The sequence below is a fragment of the Vibrio sp. Vb1166 genome, from assembly GCF_033338695.1.
In the GTDB taxonomy this organism is placed as follows: domain Bacteria; phylum Pseudomonadota; class Gammaproteobacteria; order Enterobacterales; family Vibrionaceae; genus Vibrio; species Vibrio alginolyticus.
In genome coordinates this window covers 283357-304865 of record NZ_JAWOTE010000001.1, presented here as the reverse complement: position 1 = coordinate 304865, position 21509 = coordinate 283357, and the positions used below count along the sequence as shown (strand labels likewise).

The 21509-nt window shown below is 43.9% G+C and carries 17 protein-coding genes and 2 pseudogenes; 14 read left to right on the top strand and 5 right to left on the bottom strand.

Annotation, left to right across the window (positions count from 1 at the left end; genetic code table 11):
- Positions 1–27 precede the first annotated feature (27 nt).
- Positions 28–930, top strand: coding sequence for a LysR family transcriptional regulator (locus R7E51_RS01255; RefSeq protein WP_017819836.1), 903 nt, complete (start codon positions 28–30; stop codon positions 928–930).
- Between the two features lie 77 nt (positions 931–1007).
- Here R7E51_RS01255 and R7E51_RS01250 read toward each other — a convergent pair whose 3' ends face one another.
- Complete coding sequence (locus R7E51_RS01250; RefSeq protein WP_017819837.1) at positions 1008–1811, bottom strand: SDR family NAD(P)-dependent oxidoreductase; 804 nt, start codon at positions 1809–1811, stop codon at positions 1008–1010.
- Between the two features lie 228 nt (positions 1812–2039).
- Between R7E51_RS01250 and R7E51_RS01245 the strand changes: the two genes are divergently transcribed.
- A complete protein-coding gene (locus R7E51_RS01245; protein WP_005373737.1) occupies positions 2040–2279 on the top strand; it encodes a YdcH family protein in 240 nt (79 codons plus the stop codon).
- A 73-nt stretch (positions 2280–2352) separates the two neighbouring features.
- On the opposite strand, the gene R7E51_RS01240 is transcribed toward R7E51_RS01245, so the two are convergent.
- Entirely contained in the window at positions 2353–3024 is a 672-nt protein-coding gene (locus R7E51_RS01240; protein WP_005387008.1) for a cupin domain-containing protein, read from the bottom strand.
- Between the two features lie 208 nt (positions 3025–3232).
- Between R7E51_RS01240 and R7E51_RS01235 the strand changes: the two genes are divergently transcribed.
- From R7E51_RS01235 to fabG, 4 genes are all read left to right on the top strand, one after another.
- Positions 3233–4381, top strand: coding sequence for a hypothetical protein (locus R7E51_RS01235; RefSeq protein ID WP_167416168.1), 1149 nt, complete (start codon positions 3233–3235; stop codon positions 4379–4381).
- Complete coding sequence (locus R7E51_RS01230) at positions 4371–5297, top strand: metal ABC transporter solute-binding protein, Zn/Mn family (protein WP_206957464.1); 927 nt, start codon at positions 4371–4373, stop codon at positions 5295–5297. Before R7E51_RS01235 ends, R7E51_RS01230 begins: the two co-directional genes overlap by 11 nt.
- A gap of 2 nt (positions 5298–5299) precedes the next feature.
- Positions 5300–6094, top strand: a complete 795-nt coding sequence (locus R7E51_RS01225; protein WP_206957465.1) for a metal ABC transporter permease — start codon at positions 5300–5302, stop codon at positions 6092–6094.
- 300 nt (positions 6095–6394) lie between these two features.
- Positions 6395–7114: a 3-oxoacyl-ACP reductase FabG gene (fabG, locus tag R7E51_RS01220; RefSeq protein ID WP_033906346.1), complete on the top strand. Its 720-nt coding sequence runs from the start codon at positions 6395–6397 to the stop codon at positions 7112–7114.
- A gap of 268 nt (positions 7115–7382) precedes the next feature.
- Here the strand turns inward: fabG and R7E51_RS01215 are convergent, their stop codons facing one another.
- Complete coding sequence (locus tag R7E51_RS01215; protein ID WP_206957466.1) at positions 7383–8987, bottom strand: S8 family peptidase; 1605 nt, start codon at positions 8985–8987, stop codon at positions 7383–7385.
- A 394-nt stretch (positions 8988–9381) separates the two neighbouring features.
- Here R7E51_RS01215 and R7E51_RS01210 point away from each other — a divergent pair.
- The 5 genes and pseudogenes from R7E51_RS01210 to R7E51_RS01190 all read left to right on the top strand — a co-directional run.
- Positions 9382–9705, top strand: a pseudogene (locus tag R7E51_RS01210) (IS1-like element transposase); the annotation flags it as partial.
- A 196-nt stretch (positions 9706–9901) separates the two neighbouring features.
- Positions 9902–10855, top strand: coding sequence for a LysR family transcriptional regulator (locus R7E51_RS01205; protein WP_017819843.1), 954 nt, complete (start codon positions 9902–9904; stop codon positions 10853–10855).
- Between the two features lie 151 nt (positions 10856–11006).
- A complete protein-coding gene (locus R7E51_RS01200; protein ID WP_054574569.1) occupies positions 11007–12950 on the top strand; it encodes a TonB-dependent receptor domain-containing protein in 1944 nt (647 codons plus the stop codon).
- 32 nt (positions 12951–12982) lie between these two features.
- Positions 12983–13861: an alpha/beta hydrolase gene (locus R7E51_RS01195; protein WP_017819845.1), complete on the top strand. Its 879-nt coding sequence runs from the start codon at positions 12983–12985 to the stop codon at positions 13859–13861.
- A gap of 742 nt (positions 13862–14603) precedes the next feature.
- Positions 14604–15977: a carbohydrate porin gene (locus R7E51_RS01190; RefSeq protein WP_206957496.1), complete on the top strand. Its 1374-nt coding sequence runs from the start codon at positions 14604–14606 to the stop codon at positions 15975–15977.
- Between the two features lie 63 nt (positions 15978–16040).
- Here the strand turns inward: R7E51_RS01190 and R7E51_RS01185 are convergent, their stop codons facing one another.
- Positions 16041–17027: a LacI family DNA-binding transcriptional regulator gene (locus tag R7E51_RS01185; RefSeq protein WP_170890199.1), complete on the bottom strand. Its 987-nt coding sequence runs from the start codon at positions 17025–17027 to the stop codon at positions 16041–16043.
- A gap of 235 nt (positions 17028–17262) precedes the next feature.
- Here R7E51_RS01185 and R7E51_RS01180 point away from each other — a divergent pair, with 235 nt between their 5' ends.
- From R7E51_RS01180 to R7E51_RS01170, 3 genes are all read left to right on the top strand, one after another.
- The gene (locus R7E51_RS01180; RefSeq protein ID WP_206957467.1) at positions 17263–18702 is read left to right on the top strand and encodes a sucrose-specific PTS transporter subunit IIBC; all 1440 of its coding nucleotides are present in this window, start codon (positions 17263–17265) and stop codon (positions 18700–18702) included.
- A 165-nt stretch (positions 18703–18867) separates the two neighbouring features.
- The gene (locus tag R7E51_RS01175) at positions 18868–19791 is read left to right on the top strand and encodes an aminoimidazole riboside kinase (protein WP_017819849.1); all 924 of its coding nucleotides are present in this window, start codon (positions 18868–18870) and stop codon (positions 19789–19791) included.
- Positions 19792–19822: 31 nt separating this feature from the next.
- Positions 19823–21277 carry a sucrose-6-phosphate hydrolase gene (locus tag R7E51_RS01170; RefSeq protein ID WP_064376209.1) on the top strand — a complete coding sequence of 485 codons (1455 nt, stop codon included), beginning with the start codon at positions 19823–19825 and terminating at the stop codon, positions 21275–21277.
- Positions 21278–21341: 64 nt separating this feature from the next.
- Here R7E51_RS01170 and R7E51_RS01165 read toward each other — a convergent pair.
- Positions 21342–21461, bottom strand: a pseudogene (locus R7E51_RS01165) (dihydrofolate reductase family protein); the annotation flags it as partial.
- Between the last annotated feature and the right edge of the window lie 48 nt (positions 21462–21509).

Sequence of the window (21509 nt, the reverse complement as noted above, 5' to 3'; positions counted from 1 at the left end):
GATTTTTTACAAATAATTGAAAATTAAATGAACATCGATCATGTAAAGCTATTTGTCCGTTTGGCTTCGACACACAACATCAGCATGGCTGGTCAGGAGCTTGGACTTTCTCCTGCTGTCGCTAGCGCACACATCAATAAACTTGAGGACAGCTTAGGAGTTCGTTTAGTTCATCGCACCACACGCAAAGTTTCCTTAACTGAAGAGGGGCAGGCTTTTTTACCTCACGCGGAGGAGGTCCTTGCAACAGTGGAGGCAGCAAGGGGAGCTGTTGGCTCAGGGCAGAGTGCGCCAACGGGAGTATTACGTATAACCGCCTCTGCAACTTTTGGTCGCTTGCATATTGTGCCCGCATTAAAAGGTTTTATGGCGCGTTACCCAGGGTTAACCGTGGACTGCCGATTTTCTGATTCCATTATTGATCTGGTTGAGGGAGGTTTTGATGTCGCCATTCGTGTCGCTGAGTTGAAAGATTCTTCATTGGTTGCAAGAAAGCTTGCGCCAGATCGTCGTATTATCGTTGCATCACCAGATTATATTGAACAATTTGGGAGACCTAACAAGCCCCAAGACTTGGCGAATCATGAATGTATTAACTTAGTTGGAATGAATAATTGGTCATTCAATACAAAAGATGGAATGTTCAATGTAAGAACTTCTGGTCGTTTTAAAACCGATAATGGTGATGCGATGAGAGACGCGACGGTAAACGGGTTAGGTATTTCTATCAACTCGGTTTGGAGTGTTTATCAAGAATTACAAAGTGGTCAGCTAGTGGAAGTACTCGAAGATCACCCTTTAGCGATGGATGCTGGGATTTGGGCTGTGTACCCAAGCTCTCGTTTAATTGCGCCTAAGGTGCGTGCTTTTATTGATTACTTTGCTGAATACTATGGCACGCCACCTTATTGGGAGTTTGCGGAAAAGTGATAATAAGTTTCAATTATCGAATACATTGTTTTTAAGGTCCGAATAAAAACGAACCTCAAGATAATTCTTAATTGTTATTAATAGAGTTTGCTTAGGATTAATTCAATACTATCAATTATCTGCTGTGTTTTGCTCTGATCTAATGCATCAGGGTGTGGGGGCGCGAATGCTTCAATGTCATTATCGAAGTACATACCATGCGCTTGAGCAAACTCTTCTGATAGCGCAGCGCGAGTTAGAATATCTGCTCCTAAGCGGATATCACCACCAGCAACCCCATAAGCATCTTTAACCATCTTACTACCTAGGAATGATTTTGGGTTTACTGATACCAACATAGGGCCAGTGTTCTTAAGCTTTAGTCCGATTGCTCGTGACCACATCGTTAATGCCAATTTGCTTTGGGCATATGCTTCGCCATCTGACAATGGTTTATTACCGACTAAAGCGCTAGTGTTTACTGTTGTTTGTGCAGCTGAAGACAAATTAACCACACGACCCGTATCACCGAGCAACGGCAATAGCTCTCTAGTGAGTAAGTAGGGAGCAATGGTGTTGACTGCGAAGCGTACATCAAGACCCTCTTTAGTTCTTGGATTTGGTGTTGCGTACACACCAGCATTGTTAATGATGACGTCTAAACGATTGAACCGTTCTGTTATCTCCATCACTATCTGTTTTACCGCATTGGGAGAGGATAAATCAGCAACAAGGCTTTCAACTTTACCACTTTTCATCTCCCTCAAAATTTGCTCAACTTGTTGAATTTTCTCTATATTCCGGCCATGGATTATTACGTGTTGTTCACGGTTAATTAACATTTTCGCGGTTTCTAAACCAATACCGTCAGTAGATCCAGTAACTAGAATTGTCTTTCGCATGATCGCTCTCATTGTTGAGGGTTATTATAGAACGATCATAGTGGCATCTTTTGCATTCGACTATTGAGACTAAAAAGAAAACACTTTCTAGGAAAAATTGAAAATAACTTTGTTGTTCTTTTTGTGGACGGTGCGACGAATTAACGTCTCATTAGATGCTACGGTTATACATGTGGTGCTCAAAAATTAGGCACTGTTTTGTACTCAAATAATAGCCAAGAGGTCTCTATGTTAGGTGAAAATCACTCATTAACTCATGAATTCCCAGAACATTTGGATACCATTACTCAGCTTACCGAAAACGATGCATCATTTGCTGAAACCGTTAAAAACTACAATGCTTTAGATAAGGAAATCCGCGTACTAGAACTTCAAGGAAGCCCGATTGATGATCACGAAATGAACGTGTTAAAACATAACCGGGCTGAGCTCAAAGACTGGCTCCACTCGCGAATAATGGGTTCTTAGTAACGAAATGATCATCGGCTCGTAAATTGCGGGCCGATTTTAGTTCCAATGGACGATGCCAAGTTTGCAAACATTAGGAGTGCTGAGCAGGAGCTTGGAGCGGCAGGTGACCAGTTTTTACCCAAATGATCGTTTCTTGCTCTACAAAAGGAAAATGCTCGCTCATATGTGGGCTTCGGATCCAAGAGAGAGCGGGATAGGTACCTAGCTCGTCTCTAAACTCTCCTGACAATACGAAAATCTCTTCACCACCAAAGTGACGGTGTGGTTGAAATTTCTCACCTTTTGGCCATTTAACCAACGCGACATGTTCGTGCTCAAAATTATGTAGAGGCATGACTTGCAACCCACCGACACCACTCTGCCAGCTCGCTTGGTTTGTATTAATGCGAACTGTTTCAAGATCCTCAGATTCGAACTGATTTAGTTTAACTAAAATCACACAGCCTTCTTCGCTAAATGGTGCGTGTTGACTTCCTGGAGGGTTACGAAGGTAAGTGCCGGCAGGGTAGTCACCGTATTCGTCAGAGAATACTCCCTCGAGCACCAATATTTCTTCTCCTTGAGGGTGAGGATGAGTCGAAAACTGCGAATTTGGCTCGTATTTAACGACGCTGGTGGTATGCCCTGATTCTTTGGCTTCTCGTTCCAAAGGTTTGCGCCACACACCTTTGGAAGGGCTGGCGATCCATTCCTGTTGAGCAGTATCTATCACGATTCTTTTTGAAAAATCCATATTCAACATATTGAAATTCCGTTACTTATTTAATTACTAATTCTCATTAGTATACGTTTAAAAAACATCAATTGATTCATTTGTTGATAGCCTAATTCATGGATTGAGTACGAACATGAAATCGGAACCTAATTTAAATTTCTGCTTGTGTAATGAGAATTGTTATATTATAACATCGCAAAATTAAATGTTATAACATAACAAAAAGGAAAAAGTAGTGAATAAGAAATTGGTGTCTCTCGTGATCGGTAGCATTTTTGCATCCCCTGTTTTTGCCGACACACTATCGAACCCACAGATTGGTGTTGTTGTTGATGGCTACTACCAAGATGGCCAACGTCATAATTCTGAGCGCGAAGAAGGCTTTGGTCTAGGCCATACGGAATTAAACTTCTCATCGAATATCGACGACAAGTTTTACGGCGCATTGACCGCGGTTCTTGAAAGTCACGGTGATGAGACAGAATTAGAGCTTGAAGAGGCATTCATCGAAACTTTGGCATTGCCATATGGTGTAAATGTGCGCGCTGGCCGATTCCTATCTGACTTTGGTTATCTGAATAACCAACACATGCACACCGATAGCTTTGTCGAGCGTCCAATTGCTTATCGTACTTTCCTTGGCTCGCACTACTACGATGATGGTGTACGTGCAAACATCGTGTTGCCAACCGACCTTTACGTAAAATTTGGTGTAGAAGCGCTTAGTGGTAGCAAAATGTCTTCTGTCGAAGATGGTTCTGAAGTTGGCGTGTACACCACGACGCTGAAGCTTGGGAATGACTTCTCCGAATCTTCAAGTTGGCAGTTTGGTTTAAGTTACCTGCGCAACGAAAACGGCAAGGTTAAAGAGTTCGAAGATCACGACCACGGTCATGAAGAAGAGCATGATCACGATCACCATCACCATCATGGCGCAGCAGTGACAGGTGCGAACCTTTACGGGGCTGATTTTGTTTGGAAATGGGCACCAGACGGTAATTACAAATACAGCAACTTCACGCTATCGGCTGAATACATGCTGTTAGACGGTGTGGTAGACAGCAAATATAAAAACGATGCAGAGTCACCAGACAACTTAAGCGCTTACTATGTTTCGGGCGTTTATCGCTTCAACCCAAGCTGGTCAGCAGGTCTACGTTACGGCGAAGCAGAAAGCTACGATGGTCATGCACACGGTGACCACATGCATTTCACTGAGCTGAATGATAAAGAAATGGATGCGATGATCGCATGGGATTCTTCTCATTTCGGTACTATCCGTGCGCAATACACTCGCATTGATAACCAAGACAGCGAGACAGACAACGTGTTCACTCTGCAATATGTGATGACATTTGGAGCGCACGGTGCTCATGCATTCTAAGCTGACATTGAATAAATGCAGTTTGGTGATGATGGCGGCAGGAGCTGCCATCATCTCTTCGCCTGCTTTGGCTCTCAACATCTTCGTTTGTGAGCCAGAATGGAAAGCCTTTCTTGAAAGCCACGCGCCAGATGCCAGTATTTATTCAGCGACAACGGCTAAGCAAGACCCACATTACGTACAAGCTCGCCCTTCTTTGATTGCGAAGATGCGCCAAGCGGACATGGCAATGTGTTCGGGCGCAGAACTAGAGGTGGGGTGGTTACCTATGCTGCAAGTTCGTAGCAGCAATGCGGCGGTGCAAAATGGTGCGCCGAGCATGATCTACGCGACGGACTTCGTGCGCATGTTAGATACTCATGCTCACGTTGACCGTAGCATGGGAGATATACACGCTCACGGTAACCCACATGTTCAATTTGCGGCAAATGACATGATTCCATTATCTCGTAAAGTCACGGAGCGCCTAAAAGCGATTGATCCCGACAACGCACCAAGTTACCAAGTGAATGGTATGAAGTTTCGTGCTCATTGGCGTAAAAAGCTTAAAGAATGGAATGAGAAAGGGGCTGCTTTAAAGGGTAAGCAAGTTGTCGGTTATCACGCGACGTATCGTTATTTGTACGATTGGCTCGGAATGAAGCAGATTGCCGATCTCGAACCTAAACCGGGCATTTCACCGACCACATCTCACCTGCAATCACTTACCAAGTTAGATGCTGACAGTTTTGATGCGATTGTTTACTCTTCTCATCAGGATCAGCGTCCAGCGAACTGGTTGCAAGATCATACTGACAAACCTGTGATTCAACTGCCATTGACCGTTTCTGAGGGTGAAAGCTTGGATGGGATGTACGATCAGGTCATTGATGATTTACTGGATGTGTTAGTGCCGCCCGTTCCTGTGAAGATCTAAGTATGGCGGATTATGCATGGCTTTTACCTGCGGTTTTGTGTGGTTTAATTGCGTTGGTTGGCAACATCGTTCTGGGGCAACAAGTTCTTAATCGTCAGATCATCTTTATAGATTTGGCGGTGGCGCAAGTCGCGGCATTGGGGGCCGCACTAAGCCACTACTGGTTAAGCCAATACGCGCTGTTCTCAGGCTCATTCTTTGGCGAAATGATTGGCCCTTGGGTGATGTCTTTGATGCTTTGCGGTTTGATTGCCTTAATGGAGAAACGATACCAGCAACATTTAGAGCCTATGATTGGCAGCTTGTTTGTTGTGTCTGCATCGCTGGCGATCCTGCTAGTGAGTAAAGACCCACACGGCGGAGACTTTATTCAAGGCATTCTTAATGGGCAATTGTTATGGGCGACTTGGGCAGACGTTTGGCCTTTGGCACTCATTACCGCTGCGATGTTGCTATTGGTTTGGTTAAAACCTGCGTTTATGCGCGGTAGTGGTTTTTATCTGATCTTTGCTATTCTGATGCCCATTACGGTCAAGTTAACCGGCATTTATTTAGAATTTGCTTTGTTGGTGATTCCAGCTTTATGTGCGGCAGCATTGAAGGGAACTCGATTCTTTGTCGCCAGTATCAGCATTGGTATTGTTGGGATCTTATCGGGTATTGCCGCATCGGCTCGCTATGACTTACCGAGTGGTGCGAGTATTGTGATCACCCTGTTTATTGCTGGCATGTTGTTTAATCTCTTGCTTCAGCCTTTTCTGGTGAAAGTAACAAAACCAACTTTTGTAAGAGATTAAGAGACAAGTAATATTGGTCTGATGAAGTAGTATTTGATTAATCAGACCAATACTTTTCTATCCAAGTCCTCCAATCGCGTAACTTTGCGCCTTCCAACACACTTTCTTACGTTGATCTTGCCATAGTCATCAAGTTGCCTTGATTAGTTCACATCCGACTCCCAGACTGTTTCTATAGTTTTTATAAGATATAAAAGACCCTGCGTATGAGAAGCGCAGCTGTAACGCGACTAGGCATAAAAACAAAAAACGCTAGGGATACAAGCGAATTTGTAATCTCAACATTTAAGGAAGACCAAGATGAAACCGGAAAAAGTAGCAGTAGTCACTGGTGCGGCTCGTGGTATTGGCCAAGCGATTTGTGAGCAATTACTGGAGGATGGATTCCACGTAATCGGGCTAGACATATCTCCCGTGGAATGGAGTCAGTCGGCGCAGCTAAGCAGTTATCAAGTCAACTTGTGTGATGCCGAAGCCGTAAGTGAAGTAGTAGAAAGTGTTGTAGAGCAGCACGGAAGAATCGATGCTCTGGTTAACAACGCAGGCATCACTCGAGATGCACTGTTGCCAGACATGTTAGAGCAAGACTGGGACAGCGTGATCGACGTGAACCTGAAAGCGGTGTTCTTACTCACCCAACGTGTTGCTCCTGTCATGCTAGAGCAGGGTGCAGGTAGTATTGTTAGCATTTCTTCTATAGTGGGAACGGATGGTAACATCGGCCAGAGCAACTATGGCGCAAGTAAAGGCGGCGTCATCTCAATGAGCAAAGGTTGGGCGAAAGAACTTTCAAGAAAGGGTGCACAGATACGCGTCAACTGTGTCGCGCCAGGCTTTATCGCCACCGATATGACCAAGAACCTGCCAGAGAAAGTCATTCAAATGATGGAAGGCAAAACCCCATTAGGGCGCATGGGCTCAGTTCAAGATATTGCCAATGGCGTCTCTTTCCTAACCTCAGACAAGAGCGCCTACATTACAGGCCAAGTGCTCAAGATTGACGGTGGGTTGGTCTTATAGCTCGTTAATCAAAATCTAAAATAAAAATGCCTTTTACTTATGTAAAGGGCTTTTTTCTTTGAGGAACCCGACTTATGCGAGTACTACTAACTAATAGAAAGCTTCGATGCCGCTTCGAGTTCGCACTCTCATCGAATTCTTGAAGCAAAAGACCGATGCGTTTGAATAACGTCTCCTATGAAACTCAGTAATCCCTAAGCACAGTATTCCCAAAAGAAAAGCCCACCGAAAAGCGGGCTTTGCTCTCTTTTAGTAACGAGAAGAATAACTAGTAGCTCGCTTGAATGCTGACACCGCTATAGTTTGAGTAACCTTGAATCATGACGTGATAACGTCCACTTTGTGTCGCACTGACCGTACATGTTTCATTGTTACCGTATTTGAAAGGTCGGCAGTCCCATGCATTCAGTGCTGGTTTTGCTCCAAAACGGAGATACAAATCCGCATCACCACTTCCACCATACATTTGTACGGTTAAGCGCTGCCCAGCTTCTACATCAACATAGTAATACGCTACTTGACCAGTTGAACCACTTAAACCACTTACTGGCACGCCCGAGGTTAATTTGCCTTCTGGGTCCGGTGTTGGATCTGGGCCACCGCAGTCTTGGCCACAATCTGTATCCGTTAAGCTATAAAGTAGCTTGTTCACGCTGCCTCTTGTGTCCGTCACTTTTCCGCTAGTTGCGCGGCTAACGATCAAGGCCTCTACTTGGCTTGGAGACAGTGAACGGTTTTCTTGAAGATACAATGCTGCTACACCCGCCACATGTGGCGTCGCCATCGAAGTGCCACTAATGGTTTTGTAGCCACCGTCATACCATGCAGATTTGATTTGTGAACCTGGCGCAAATACATCCACACAACTGCCCCAGTTTGAAAAACTCGAACGTACGTCCGTGTTGGTGGTCGAGCCGACAGTTACTCCGGAAGCAACGCGTGCTGGAGAATAGTTACATGCATCGGCGTTGGAGTTACCTGCTGCAAGCATAAAGCTGACACCTGACTGAACCGCACTTTGCACCGCACTATCCAGAGCGACGGATTGGCCGCCGCCTAAACTCATGTTGGCGACTGAAGGTCCGGAAGCGTTCGCAGCCACCCAGTCCACACCGGCAATAACACCAGAAGTAGAACCCGATCCAGTACAGCTCAATACTCTCACGCCGACAAGGTTGACGTTTTTCGCAACACCATACAAGCTGCCGCCAATGGTGCCAGCTACGTGTGTGCCGTGTCCATTACAGTCACTTGCATCTGCATCGTTATCGACAAAGTCATACCCTGAAACTGAGCGACCACCGAACTCAACATGCGCGTTATTCACACCAGTATCGATAACATAAGCCGTTACCCCAGTCCCATCAAAGTTGGCACTGTAGTTGTTATCGAGTGGCAAGTTTCGTTGGTCGATTCGGTCTAGTCCCCAAATGGCATTGGTTTGATTTGCGTCTGCCGAGACTATTGGGTCAAGCGATAGGATTCTGTCTTGCTCAATGTAGTCCACACGAGGATCAGAACGCAGATCTTTTAGTTGCTCAGGACTCAAGTTAGCGACAAATCCACTTATCGAGTGGTCAAAAACCGACTCCACTTGTATCGAATACAAACCAGACATGCGGTCTACGGATTGTTGCGTGAATTGCTCGAATTCCGTTGAATTGCTCACCATCATTTGCGGCTGTTGAAATACCACAATATAGCGATCTGCAATGGCGATGTCGTCCGGTGCAAGCATCAAAGTGGCAGGCAATGTGTCGGGAGCTTGTTGTAACTCTGTACTGTCCGCAATCTCATTGGGTTGCGAAAAAGCGAGAGAAGAATGAAAACAGAGCGCGGAGGTGATACAACAACTTAGTAGTTTCTTTAACATAAAATGTTCCTTGAAATCATAGTCTTGTTGATTTTTACCTAGTACCAAACTGTCAACACGAAAACACAGACAATCAGCGTAGTGCGTGCTGAAGTGACGTTACACAAGTCAAACTAGACAATGAGCAATCATATGCATAACTGGTAATAATTCGCATACTCAGAAACATGATCAATAACCAAGCTTTATTGAAATTGAAATGCAAAGATTCATTTATACTTAGAGCAAAATCCCTAAAATAGAATAATTCTACACACCTGACATATTGCCTGTTATATGACTTCATCTTACCGATAATTTACGCAATAAAAACCTAACTATCCTTTTATTGGTCATAACTCAAATCGGTTGATAGATGTTAATATAGCCACCTGATTTCTGATGTTTTTAACTCATGGTTACTATCCAAGTTCAATATCGTTTCTGTAATAAAACAGAGCCCGTTCGTGAACATGGAAAAGGGCATTCTGGCTCTCCTCGCTCCAGATGTATCGAGTGTCGAAAGAGCTTTAACTCGATTACGTTTACGAAGCCCGCAAGCCAGATGTAAAAGAAAAAACTGTTGATATGTCAATGAATAGCTCTGGCGTTAGGGAAACAGTACAAGTGTTGAATGTCGTATACAACACAGTATTGAGTACTTTAAAAAATCTCGCCAAGGTAAGTAACCTCAATGCCTTTCGATAAAGCAAATATAAGACTAATTTGTAAACTTGAAAGGCTAGCTGTATTGGTTGAGGTATATGAGGAAAACACTTCCCCATTTAAGAACTGAAACACACTTTTGCCCCTTTTCGTGTTAGCACGGAAACTGTCCTGCTACCAGACTTGTGTTTCAATTGTGCCTTGTAGTATCGAAAACACTTACCACAAACTCTAGAGATTTATGTACTATACCACCTACTGGAAGCTTGATGGGTGGTATTGACGTGAACTTATCTCAAATTGATCTGAATTTGCTCTTTGTTTTAAAGCACTTGCTCGAAGAGAAGCATGTATCTAACACCGCTATGGCTTTAAATATGAGCCAGTCTGCGGTAAGTCGAGCACTGCAAAAAATGAGAGTTTTCTTTAATGACGAATTACTGGTGCGCAAGAAATACGGCTATGAACTGACTCCAAAAGCAGAGTCAGTAAGGCAAGACATCAATAATGTGATTACCAGTTTAGAAAAACTTGCCCATAGAGACTCGTTTGATCCGAGCACTGTATCAAGCACCGTTAAGGTTTACGGCCTTCTTCCTCAGATTAATACCTTAATGCCTAAGGTTATCGCTAAGATTCGGCAAGAGGCTCCAAACCTTAAGGTCAGTTTGGACTCAGCACCAAAACGTCATTTTGATGCGTTGGTGGCTGGAGATGTTCATTTCGCACTTTCCTCTCATCAACCGCCAAGCTCTGAGCAAAATATCTATCGAATGGTTGTTGCTAAGCGTACTTTCCGTTTGCTTATGAGCCGCTATCATCCACTGGCCGATTTAGAGCTAACTCCAGAGCGTTTGGCCGAATTTGACTTTGGACAAGTCTCTTTGCAGGGTGAGAAGCGATTGTCGTTTGAGCATAAATACCAAGAGCTAGGGTTAGCGAACAAAAAAAAGCGTTTATCAGCGCCAGTGCAACTGAATAACTTTAGTTCTGCTCCAAGTATCGCTGCGGAGACTGAGATTATATTTCATCTACCGACACCTTTTGCAGAGGCAGCTTGTCAAGACCCTCGCTTGATCGTTCGAGAAGTACCTGCCGAGCTACAGTTGGACTTTCAAGAAGTCTTCCTATATTGGCACAAACGCTTTAACGATGATCCTATGTGTGAATGGGTACGAGAGATCTTTAAACAGCTCTATGTTGGAACCGATACTTTAGCTTAAATGCTTATATCGGGTAATTCGTGGTTAACTATTCGTATATTGGATAGTGATATTCTCTTTTCTCGATAGTGATTAACTTGTCAGTGATTATGATAATCAGGTTTAATTGATAATAATTATTAAATGCAATTACATTTTAAGCCTATTCAATATGAAGCCTCTTTTCACATACTTTCTATTTTCTACATCAGTTGTTTCTGCTTGTATTACTGTACCTATGGTCGTTGTTGCAAATGACCAGTTACCTGAGACTGGTATCAATACAACAGCAATGGAAACCGTAGTGGTTACAGCCTCTGGTTACGAACAGAATGTCACAGAAGCGCCAGCAACAATAAGTGTTCTCACCCGAGAGCAACTTGAAAATCGCTCATATAAAGATTTGACTGATGCTTTAAGTGATATACCTGGGGTAACCGTTACAGGAGGTGGTGATGGCCAAGATATCTCAATTCGAGGTATGCCTGCTCAATATACGGCCATTCTTGTTGATGGCAGGAAGCAGTCTGGTCGAGAAACTCAAACTAATGGTAGTACGTTTACTGAACAAGACTGGCTTCCCCCGTTGAGTGCAATTGAACGTATTGAAGTTGTACGTGGCCCTATGTCAACCCTTTATGGGTCTGATGCTTTGGGGGGTGTGATTAATATTATTACGCGTAAAAATTATCAAGAGTGGCACGGAAGCTTGCGTGCAGAAACGACGCTTCAAGAAAATTCAAAATCTGGAAATAGCTATCAAGGGCAGCTTTACCTTGCTGGCCCTGTCATTGATGGTCTGTTGAGTACTTCTTTGACTGGACTGTATCAGGAAAGAAAAGAAGATGAAATTGAAGGTGGTTATGCAGGTAAGACACTCGACAACTATCGAGCTTCTTTGTACCTCACACCTACCTCGGATGACACTTTTACTCTGGAGTTCACCAATCATAACCAAGAGCGAGAGACCACTCTAGGTAAATCAGTGGAGCGAGAGTCTCAAGTTGCAGTACGAGAATATGAACGCCAATCTATTGGTTTTAGCCACGACGGAAACTACTCTTGGGGTACAAGTTCTTCATTTATCAGTAATGAAACAGTAAAAAATATCGGTGCAGATAAAGAAGTCGAGAATAGTCAAATTAATACGCAATGGGGTCTGCCTCTTAATGCTCACTACTTAACACTGGGCGCATCTTTCGAGCAAAAGGATCTGACTGATAATAAACTGTCATTGACCTCTAAAAACAAGCAATGGGCAGTATTTGCTGAGGACGAGTGGTATCTCACGGATACATTCGCTCTCACCCTTGGTTTACGTTACGACGACAATGAGATCTTTGACGGGCAATTTAGCCCAAGAGCTTACGGGGTCTGGTCTATTGACCCTAGTTGGACGCTAAAAGGTGGTGTGTCTACGGGTTATCGAGCACCTAGTTTGACACAAATGGACGAAGAGTGGGTTCAAGAGAGCTGTAGAGGGCGTTGTTCTATTTACGGTAATCCAGACTTAACAGCAGAAACCTCCATCAATACAGAGATGGGACTGTATTACGTTAATGAGCGAGACCTTTCTGCAAACATTACTTTGTTTTACAGCGACTTCAAAGACAAGATCGAAAGTGAGTTTGTCGATCCGACGTGTACTGATAGCAGAAGTTGCGACCGCACTTACGTCAACATTGATGATGCGAACAGCTATGGTGCAGAAAGTTCCGTATCTAAGGGTATTACAGAGTCAATTACACTAAGTGCAACCTACTCGTATACTCGTAGTGAAAAGAACACTAATGACGATGATGATGGCTTGCCTCTTGTACAAGCACCTGAACATATCTTCTCACTTAATGGTGATTGGGCAGTGCGTGATGATGTTGCTTCATGGGCCCGCATGAACTATCAAGGCAAAGAGAAAAACAACATCACTAGTGATAGCACAAGAACGTTGGCACCTTCTATTACTTACGTGGATCTCGGTGTGAACTGGCGTGTAACTAAGAATGTGAAGTTAATGGCAGCGGTTTATAACTTGTTCGATGAGCAAATCACAGAGGAAGAGTTTGGCTACATTGAAGATGGCCGACGCTACTGGTTAGCTGCTGAAGCGACTTTCTAATCTACTTACTTTTTTAAGCGAATAACAAAACAATGAATACGAAAATTAAGTCTGCGATGACCTCTCTGCTACTTATGCCCTTTGTCTGTTTGGCTGGGGAGTTCAATGTAGAGAAGGATATCTTGTTCAAAACTGTAGGTGAAAGAGAGATTAAACTCGATCTTTATACTCCTTCGGTTGAATCAAATACTCAGTACCCGTTATTAGTCTGGGTACATGGTGGTGCATGGAAACGTGGGAGCAAAGACGCCATCCCAGAAAAGAACCCATTATTACTTCAGTCTGTGTTGAATGAAGGTTATGCGCTAGCTTCAGTTGATTATCGTTTAAGTGGAGAAGCGATCTTTCCTCAACCAGTACAAGACATTAATGATGCACTGAACTATTTGTACGACAATGCTGAAAAGCTCGGTATTAAAGCGGACAATGTTGTGATAATGGGACGCTCTGCTGGCGGGCACCTCGCTGGCTTTATTGGTGCGACTAACTCGGCATACAACCAAGTAGATTTCTATGAGCCACCAAAGTACAAGGTCTCAGCCGTAGTAAGCTTTTTTGGCCCTACCGATTTACTTGAGTTAAGTAATAAAGGTGGCAAGAAAACCAGCAAAAAATCGTCTGTATCTCGTTTCTTAGGAGATATTCCAAACAATATTCCAAAGCTTGCCAAGAAAGCATCAACGACGAGTTATGTGAATGAAAATACTCCACCATATATACAGTTACACGGCACCTTGGATAAGCGAGTGCCTCTATCTCAAAGTGAGATACTTAAGGCTAAGCTTGATGAGCATGGAGTTACCAACCAACTTTTCATTGAAGAAGGTGTAGGACACAGTGCACCTGTCTTTGATACCGAGAAGTACGTTACTCATGTTTTGGACTTCTTAAATAAACACTTTCCGAACTAACGCTCTAGTCAATATAAGGCTTAAAAGTTCAAGGGGAAATACTGAGCCAACTGTGATTACAGTTGGCTTTTTCATGTATCTCTATTGGGCATTTTATCATTCTGATTAATGGGAGCGGCTGGCCCATTTTCAGGCAGTGGTTGAATAAATCTATGACTACTTTAGGGTATGTATTCTAACGTACTTCTGTCCAAAAAAGTGTTTCGTTAGCTTGAATTAGAACAACAAAGCGCTCTTCACAGAAAATGAAGGTCGTTTATCTCGTCTTAACAGCCTTTCAAGTTGTTTGAAATGAGGTATCGAGATCCGCTTCGCTCTTAGTTACGTTCAACCTTAGCTGCTACTTTTCATCAACAAATAGAGATGAGTTACCATCAAGTAGCATAGGGAAGCGAGTGAGCACTATTCTCTCAAATGAACACTAAACCCCTTCTTTGTAGCCTGTCACCTTCAAACTACTTCCTCTAGCGCTAACAATTAATTCAAATGTGCGCTGGTTAATGATTTTTCTGTAAGTAACACAATTGAACGTGATAGAAGTAACAAAATGGCCTCTTAACGGTAACGTTCCCGAAAAGTTTATATATTATCGCCCTCATTGATACAAGTGGTAGATACGCTCTGAGTACGAGCGCTCTGAAATTCAGACTTTAGATGGGTATTTAAAGTCACCATAAGTTTGCAATTTTACTTGGGAACGTTTGCAAATAACCTAAGTATAAATTTACGTGAGACTATGGAAATGAAACTACACACTTTGACGATGGCAGTAGCGCTTGGGCTGGTTACAGCACCTGCATTCGCAACAACAGATGTTGACGCTCTTGAAAAGCGAATTAATGAATTAGAACAGAGACTTGAACAGACAGAAAAAGTATCCACAGAAGTAAATGAGAAAGCCTCAAGCTTTGAGTTTCATGGCTACGCTCGTTCCGGGCTGCTCATTAATGACGATCTGAATGGTGCAGTGGGCACTGGTCCTTACATGACGGCAGCTGGTGCTATTGGCGCTCCAGTTGGGCGATTAGGGGTAGAGGATGATCATTATGTGGAAGCAAACCTTATTCACAAACGTTTTGCAGATGATGGTTCCAGCGCATTGTTCCGAATCATGTTGGCAGATAGTACGGAAACCAATAACGAATGGACGGCGAGCGAGAGTCAATTAAACGTTCGTCAGGTATATGCTGAGCTAAACAAGTTGAGCATGTTCTCTGAATCAAGTGCGTTTGCTGACGCGACGTTTTGGGCTGGTAAACGATTTGACCGTGATAACTTTGACATTCACTTCTTTGACTCGGATATTGTTTTCTTATCTGGCACTGGTGCTGGTGTGTATGACGTCCAAATGAGCGAATCATGGAAAGCAAACTTCTCGATCTATGGTCGTGATTTTGGTGAGATTGATAGCTCGTCAACGGATGTTGAAAACTATATCGCGACAATGAACAACCGTTTTGGTAATTGGCAATTGATGCTGAGCGGCATGACGTCTGCTGATAACAATGATCGCGTAGAAGGTGCAGCAGACAAAGGTTTACATGCGATGTTTGCCTACCATGGCGATAACTTCTTTGGCATGAGTGAAGGCTTCTCTAAAACTGGTATTTTGATGGGTGATGGACTGGGTGCAGAACTTAAAGGCATTGGTTCAAACGGTGATTTGCTAGAAGACGCAAAAGCCGTACGTTTGTTCAGTTATGGTGTAACACGCATCGGCGACAACTGGCGTGTAGCACCTGCGTTGCTAGCAGAACATAGCCAAGATCGCTTTGCTAAAAATGATGAATTTACTTGGGCATCGTTCAACATCCGCTTAGCGCAAGAGTTTACGCAGAACTTTGAGATGGTTTATGAAGGCTCATACCAATACATGGACCTAGACAATGCGATTGATAAAGCAAGTGGCAGTTTTTACAAAGCGACAATTGCACCAACGCTTAAGATGTCTACCGCTGCAGGTTTCTTTGACCGTCCGGAGCTACGTTTTGCAGTTAGCTACGTTGATTGGAGCGAAGACTTGAATGGCTACTCGATTAGCCAGGATGCGGGTGCTGCAACGATGGGTGATGGTGGTGAAGTTCTGTTTGCACTGCAAATGGAAACTTGGTTCTAAAGGGACCTAACCTACAAAGAGTAATAAGAAAAGCGCCAACTGATTTCAGTTGGCGCTTTTTCATTAACAGGACTGACGCTCAATAGTTTTGAAGGTTAGTACCATCTTACTCATTTCAAAACTTCTGTTGGCAATTCTATCTAGTAACAGTTTCGCACCATTTTCCCCTGCTTTATCAAATGCATAGTTAAATGTTGATAAGGTTGGGGTGCACACTGATGCGAGCTCATCATCACCAACGCCTAGCACTAAAACGTCTTTACCCGGTGTTAACCCGAGCTCTTGAATCGCTCTCATCGCACCGATAGCAATACGGTCTGTCGCACAGAACAAGCCATCTAGCTTAGGGTTCTTTGTTAAGTGTTGTTTTGCCAATGAATAGCCAGAATCGATGGTAAAGTCACCACGAGCATGGAAGTCGATCTCAAAACCATGGTGTTGCAGCGCTTGAACAAATCCTTCAGAGCGTTGCTTATCTACCGCGATATCGTCACCTTGCACACCAATAAAACCCATAGTTTGGCAACCTTTTGCAACCAGTCTATTTCCCGCTTCAAACCCTACTCGTGCGTCATCATGAATGATGCTTGGAATGTTAAACATGGAACCATCTTGACCGACGAGCACAACTGGAACGGCTGAGTTTTGAATTGCTTTTACCAGCTTGGAATCGAGGTGGGTGGCGTAAAGAATGATCCCTTCAACCCGTTTTTGGTTAAAGATCTGAATGTATTCCAGTTCTTTTTCGTGGGCTTGGTGAGTGCTAGCAAGTAAGACATGTTTCCCGGCTTTTTCAAGGACATCGGTTAATCCATCGACACCTTGGGATGTGGCATGAGAGGAAACCCGAGGAACAATGACACCAACCAGATTGGTCTTTTGAGATTTTAGATCTTTAGCGACTTGGTTTGGCACATAGCCACACTCCGCTACTGCTTGGCGGACCTTCAGTTTTGTCGCTTCTTTTACGCCATATTCATCGTTTATAACCCGTGACACTGTTGATTTTGATACGCCAGCCAGACGGGCGACATCATGCAGACTCGCCATTGTTCCTATCCATTCTGTTTTTCGTTTTTGGGATTGTTTGCAAAGAGAAGATGAAAAGCTCTTTGATAAGTAGCGATTCTAACCTCCTATACTGCTCTTAGGGAGAGAATTTGACGATCATTCTCACATTCTCTCTGCTTTATCTTTGATCATTTGGTTTTATTGAGCAAAAATCTGTTTTGCAAACGTTCCCGAAAATATCGCAAGCTCAGATAATAATCCAATGGGGTATGAAATGAATTATCCGGCAGTAGCAAAAGAGTTGTTAACTCTATTAGGTGGTAAAAGCAACATCACCGCACTTGCGCATTGTGCGACACGCTTACGCCTTGCCGTTGCAGATGAGCAAAAAATAGATGAACAAGCGATTGATAACCTTGAAGGGGTCAAAGGGCAGTTCAAAGTTGCGGGTCAGTACCAAATCATTTTTGGATCTGGCATCGTAAACCAAGTTTATGCAGAAATGGCGAAGTTGACGGGTATGAGTGAAATGTCCACCAACGACGTTGCGTCTGCTGGCGCAGAGAAACAAAACATCGTTCAGCGCGCGGTGAAAGGGCTGTCTGATATTTTCGTCCCAATCATTCCCGCAATCGTCGCTGGCGGTTTGTTGATGGGTATCTATAACCTATTGACTGCTCAAGGTTTGTTTATTGATGGCAAATCTTTGATTGATGCCAACCCAGGACTGACAGACTTGGCGAACATGATCAACACGTTTGCGAACGCGCCGTTTGTTTACCTGCCTATTCTGCTGGCATTTTCAGCCAGTAAGAAGTTTGGCGGTAACCCATATTTAGGGGCGGCGCTAGGTATGTTGATGGTTCACCCTGACTTGCTGAATGGTTGGGGATTCGGCGGCGCATCTGTGTCTGGCAACATTCCGGTTTGGAATATTCTTGGCTTTGAAATCCAAAAAGTGGGTTACCAAGGTTCGGTGTTACCGGTTTTGGTATCGGCATTCATTCTTGCGAAGGTTGAGCTAGGCTTACGTAAAGTCATCCCTTCTGTTTTAGACAACCTTTTAACGCCATTACTGGCGATTTTCATAGCGGGTTTGCTGACGTTTACTGTCGTCGGTCCGTTCACGCGTGATATCGGTTTCCTATTGGGTGATGGTCTGAACTGGCTATACAACACAGCTGGCTTTGTTGGTGGTGCGGTATTTGGTCTTATTTATGCTCCGTTTGTTATTACTGGTATGCATCACAGCTTCATTGCGATTGAAACTCAACTTCTTGCGGATATTGCGACGACGGGCGGCACCTTTATCTTTCCTATTGCGGCGATGTCTAACGTTTCTCAAGGAGCGGCAGCGTTGGCGGTGGGCGTGATGAGCAAAGATAAGAAGATGAAAGGTATTGCGATTCCATCGGGTGTTACGGGTTTGCTGGGTATTACAGAACCGGCTATGTTTGGTGTTAACTTAAAACTACGTTACCCATTTATTGCGGCAGTTTGCGCTGCGGCGTTATCAAGTGCGTTCATCACAATGTTTAATGTGAAAGCTCAGGCATTGGGCGCAGCTGGTCTTCCAGGCATCATTTCCATTACGCCAGAGAAGATTGGGTACTACATCGCGGGTATGGTGATCGCGTTCTTGACCGCATTTGTTCTCACCATTGTTCTTGGTATGCGTGACCGCGCTAAAGTCGGTAAAAAAGCAGCGGCTTAATCTGAACTCCTTAAGGGTGGAGTCCCCCAAAATCCACTTCTTTTCCTAAATGTTTGGGGTGCTAGCCAAGCACTAATGGCTTGGCTAGCCTTTTTCAATTTTTACTTGGTAGTGAAGGTGTTCAACACGTTGGACTATCAGGGCTTTAATTTTAAGGTAAGCAAGATGAATCAAGTGTGGGTAACTGGTGATGCTGTTGTCGATCTAATACCGGAATCCGAGACTTCTTTACTCAAATGTCCCGGTGGTGCACCAGCGAATGTCGCCGTAGCAATTGCTCGTCTATCTGGTAAGAGTGCGTTTTTTGGACGTGTAGGTGATGACCCATTTGGTCGCTTCATGCAATCAACGCTCGATCAAGAGGGCGTGAGCACGGAGTTTCTCGTTAAAGATCCCGAGCAAAGAACATCAACAGTGGTGGTGGATTTAGACGAGCAAGGTGAGCGCAGCTTTACGTTTATGGTAAAACCGAGCGCTGATCAGTTTATGTCTGTTGAAGACATCCCAAACTTTAAGCAAGGTGACTGGCTACACGTTTGCTCAATTTCACTGGCAAATGAGCCAAGTAGAAGCAGCACATTTGAGGCGATCAAAAGAGCAAAAGCCGCTGGTGGTTTCATTAGCTTTGACCCTAACTTGCGTGATGAAGTGTGGCAAGATCAATCAGAAATCCAAGCTGTCGTGATGAAGGCTGTAGCGATGGCCGATGTGGTTAAGTTCTCTGAAGAAGAGCTTTTGTTCTTGACTGACTCAACGTCGATGGCGCAAGGTTTACAACAAATAGCCTCTTTGAATATTGCTTTGGTCTTGGTGACACAAGGTGCGAAAGGTGTTTGGCGCGTCTTTGAAAGTCAGAGTGAACTGATCACAGGTCAAGTCGTTAGTCCGATTGACACCACAGGTGCGGGTGATGCTTTTGTCGGAGGGCTACTGGCATGCCTGTCTCGGCATGACGATTGGAAAAATCATCCTGTTGTTAGCTCTGCGATTCAATGGGCAAATGGCTGTGGTGCATTAGCGACGACGCAAAAAGGCGCAATGACCGCGCTTCCGACCCAGACAGAGTTGCTGCAATTTATTGGGCAATGATCTTCAGATCCAATTTCAGTTGAGAAAAATTATGAGCTTAAACAACCGTTGGACTGTAGAGCAAAGATATCGTCGACTTGAGCAAATCCCTCAGTGTGATATCGAAGAAATGACACTTTCACGTCAGCAAGATAAAGGCTTTCCTAGTTTTCATATCGCCCCTAGATTTGGGCTGTTAAATGACCCAAATGGGTTGTGCTATTTCAATGGTGAGCACCACATCTTTTACCAGTGGACGCCTGTGGGACCAGTCCATGGAATGAAGTATTGGTACCACCTTTCTACTAAAGACTTCATCCATTTTAAAGATCATGGCGTGGGTCTTCATCCTGACCAAGACTACGATTCACATGGTGTCTATTCGGGCGGTGCTTTGGTGGAAAACAACAAGGCTTTGCTGTTTTTTACTGGTAATAAGCGTGACCAAAACTGGAATCGAATTCCAACACAGTGCTTTGCCACCATGGATTCAGATGGCAACATTGAAAAGCATGGTGTGGTCATTGAGAACGAACATTACACGGAGCACTTTCGTGATCCAAAAGTTTGGAAGAAAGGCGACGACTATTTGATGGTGGTGGGTGCTCAAACCAAAACCGAGCATGGTTCAATGGCGCTCTATCAAAGCAAAGATTTGAAAACGTGGCAGCATAAAGGTCCTATCAAGACCAAGTTTTCTGACCTTGGGTACATGTGGGAGTGTCCTGATTTCTTTGAGATTAATGGTCAATCGGTGATGCTGTTTTCTCCACAGGGCGTGAGCAGTAATAATCCTTATGATTTCAAAAACATCTATTCTGTTGCGTATATCGTGGGTGATCAGTTGAACCTAGAGTCGATGATTTTAGAAAACCACCAAGATATTTTGCAGCCAGATTATGGGTTTGATTTCTACGCCCCACAAACCTATTTAGATGAGAATGGGCGTCGCATTCTTATTGCATGGATAGGGTTGCCAGAAATCGACACACCATCGGTCACACACCAGTGGGCAGGAATGTTGTCTCTTCCTAGAGAACTAACGTTGAAAGATGGTTTTCTTGTTCAAGCTCCGCTCCCTGAGCTGAAGAGTTTAAGAAAAGAAGAGGTGGTCTTTGCACAATCCCATACACTGGAAAGCACAAGTTGTTTGATCCAATTAGACCTTGAGGGCGATGGCTTTGAACTTGAGCTGAGTAACCTCAAAGGTGACAACATCGTCTTTAGTGCGACAGAGCACGAGTTTATGCTGGACCGTCGTCACATGTCTCATTTGTACGCAGAAGAATTTGGTGGTATTCGAAAAGCACCAAGATTGGACGCTAAGCAGACGATTGAGATGTATATCGACAATTCTGTCATCGAGATTTTCATTAATGGCGGCAAACACACGATGACCAGTCGTTTCTTTATTGATGACCTCAATACGGTAACGTTGAGAGGGTTGGAGCAAGCAAGGCTTTTCCCTTTGAAAGGTATTTCTGGTTTGTTTGAATCAGCTAAGTAACGGTTTCGAATACATTAAAACGCCCTTCATTGATTTAGTGAAGGGCGTTTTTCTTTCTAACTATCTAACTTAACTGCCTATCACGCACGTAAGTTGTTTGAACTAAGGTATCCAGAACAACTTCATTCTTGGTGACTTTGAAGTTTAGCGGTTGTTCTAAATCCCCAAATAGTGGCGCGCCGCCGAGTGTCGCTTACTCATCGCTGGCATCTCGAACCTAGTTCACATTATC

Bases quoted from the DNA above. Each gene is read 5' to 3' on its own strand.
- R7E51_RS01255 (WP_017819836.1), top strand. From the start codon at position 28: ATGAACATCGATCATGTAAAGCTATTTGTCCGTTTGGCTTCGACACAC.
- R7E51_RS01250 (WP_017819837.1), bottom strand. From the start codon at position 1,811: ATGCGAAAGACAATTCTAGTTACTGGATCTACTGACGGTATTGGTTTA.
- R7E51_RS01245 (WP_005373737.1), top strand. From the start codon at position 2,040: ATGTTAGGTGAAAATCACTCATTAACTCATGAATTCCCAGAACATTTG.
- R7E51_RS01240 (WP_005387008.1), bottom strand. From the start codon at position 3,024: ATGTTGAATATGGATTTTTCAAAAAGAATCGTGATAGATACTGCTCAA.
- R7E51_RS01230 (WP_206957464.1), top strand. From the start codon at position 4,371: ATGCATTCTAAGCTGACATTGAATAAATGCAGTTTGGTGATGATGGCG.
- R7E51_RS01225 (WP_206957465.1), top strand. From the start codon at position 5,300: ATGGCGGATTATGCATGGCTTTTACCTGCGGTTTTGTGTGGTTTAATT.
- fabG (WP_033906346.1), top strand. From the start codon at position 6,395: ATGAAACCGGAAAAAGTAGCAGTAGTCACTGGTGCGGCTCGTGGTATT.
- R7E51_RS01215 (WP_206957466.1), bottom strand. From the start codon at position 8,987: ATGTTAAAGAAACTACTAAGTTGTTGTATCACCTCCGCGCTCTGTTTT.
- R7E51_RS01205 (WP_017819843.1), top strand. From the start codon at position 9,902: ATGGGTGGTATTGACGTGAACTTATCTCAAATTGATCTGAATTTGCTC.
- R7E51_RS01200 (WP_054574569.1), top strand. From the start codon at position 11,007: ATGAAGCCTCTTTTCACATACTTTCTATTTTCTACATCAGTTGTTTCT.
- R7E51_RS01195 (WP_017819845.1), top strand. From the start codon at position 12,983: ATGAATACGAAAATTAAGTCTGCGATGACCTCTCTGCTACTTATGCCC.
- R7E51_RS01190 (WP_206957496.1), top strand. From the start codon at position 14,604: ATGAAACTACACACTTTGACGATGGCAGTAGCGCTTGGGCTGGTTACA.
- R7E51_RS01185 (WP_170890199.1), bottom strand. From the start codon at position 17,027: ATGGCGAGTCTGCATGATGTCGCCCGTCTGGCTGGCGTATCAAAATCA.
- R7E51_RS01180 (WP_206957467.1), top strand. From the start codon at position 17,263: ATGAATTATCCGGCAGTAGCAAAAGAGTTGTTAACTCTATTAGGTGGT.
- R7E51_RS01175 (WP_017819849.1), top strand. From the start codon at position 18,868: ATGAATCAAGTGTGGGTAACTGGTGATGCTGTTGTCGATCTAATACCG.
- R7E51_RS01170 (WP_064376209.1), top strand. From the start codon at position 19,823: ATGAGCTTAAACAACCGTTGGACTGTAGAGCAAAGATATCGTCGACTT.